The sequence below is a fragment of the Bacillus sp. FCW2 genome, from assembly GCF_021228595.1.
GTDB lineage: Bacteria > Bacillota > Bacilli > Bacillales > Bacillaceae > Bacillus > Bacillus velezensis.
On record NZ_CP089436.1, the window covers coordinates 4,142,969 to 4,144,184 of the forward strand.

1 protein-coding gene is annotated in these 1,216 nt (G+C 46.0%); it reads left to right on the forward strand.

Annotated features, from left to right (window positions below; translation table 11 throughout):
* A partial coding sequence (locus K3G25_RS20565) for a non-ribosomal peptide synthetase (protein ID WP_232489506.1) occupies nt 1–1,216 on the forward strand: 1,216 nt, incomplete at both ends.

The window sequence follows — 1,216 nt, forward strand, 5'->3', positions numbered from 1 at the left end:
CGATACCCATATAGAGTATGCACAGCATCATACGGCAGTGGAACGATTCGAGAAACATGCGGAACAGACACCTGAGAAGACGGTAATTGAATACGAAACGGGCGTACTTCGTTATGGAGAAGTCAACCGAAAGGCCAATGCCTTGGCATGGGAACTGATTTCGTTAGGTGTTCAGCCCAATGATCGAGTGGCCATCATGGCTTCCCTTGAAGCGGAAACGATCATTGGCATTTTAGGCGTGCTAAAGAGTGGAGCCGCCTATGTCCCGATTGATCCAGCAACACCGAAGGAACGAATAGAGCATATTCTGAACGATGCAGCACCCAAGGTCATCTTAACAAGAGAGAAGACTTTGGAAACGGAAGTCCCATTCATCTCTATGAATCTTGAAGATCTGGGCGAGAAGGAGACAAATCCAGCGTGTGCTGTTGAAAAGGGCGACATCGCCTATGTGATTTACACATCAGGAACGACAGGAAAGCCCAAAGGCGTGGCGGTTACACGAGGCAATTTGGATCATTACTTGTCGTATGCAGATCAGGAGTACCAGAAAGAAGCTTGTACGACGGTACTAATTACAAGCTTAAGTTTCGACCTCTCCGTAACTTCCTTGTTCTTACCGCTGATTAGTGGTGGATCTCTTCTATTAAAGGGAGGAGACGCGGAGGAAAGGTTACGTGCATCATTCAAAGATAACAGGGTAACTTTCCTTAAACTTACTCCGTCCCATTTAAAAATGCTGGAAACTTATGCAGACGGCGTAGATGTACCGAATTTAGAAACGCTGATTGTCGGTGGAGAAGAGTTCACCACAGATACGGCATGGAAAACGCAGAAGCTATTAGGAGACAGGGTCAAGATTCATAACGAATATGGCCCTACAGAGACTACCGTAGGATGCTGTGACTATGTCTATTCCAGCGAAAAAGATAAGGGTTTAAGTGTAGGAATCGGACATCCCATTGCCAATATGCAGCTCTATATACTGAATGAGATGGAGTTATGTAGTGTAGGCGTTCCTGGTGAGCTATGCATCGCAGGAGACGGAGTAGCCAAAGGCTATCTAAACCAGCCTGAATTAACAGCGGAGAAGTTTATCGACAATCCATATGGCGAAGGGAAGTTATACCGCTCTGGAGATTTGGCGAGATGGCTGCCTAACGGAGAGATGGAATACCTAGGAAGAATAGATGAACAGGTTAAAATCCGAGGATAT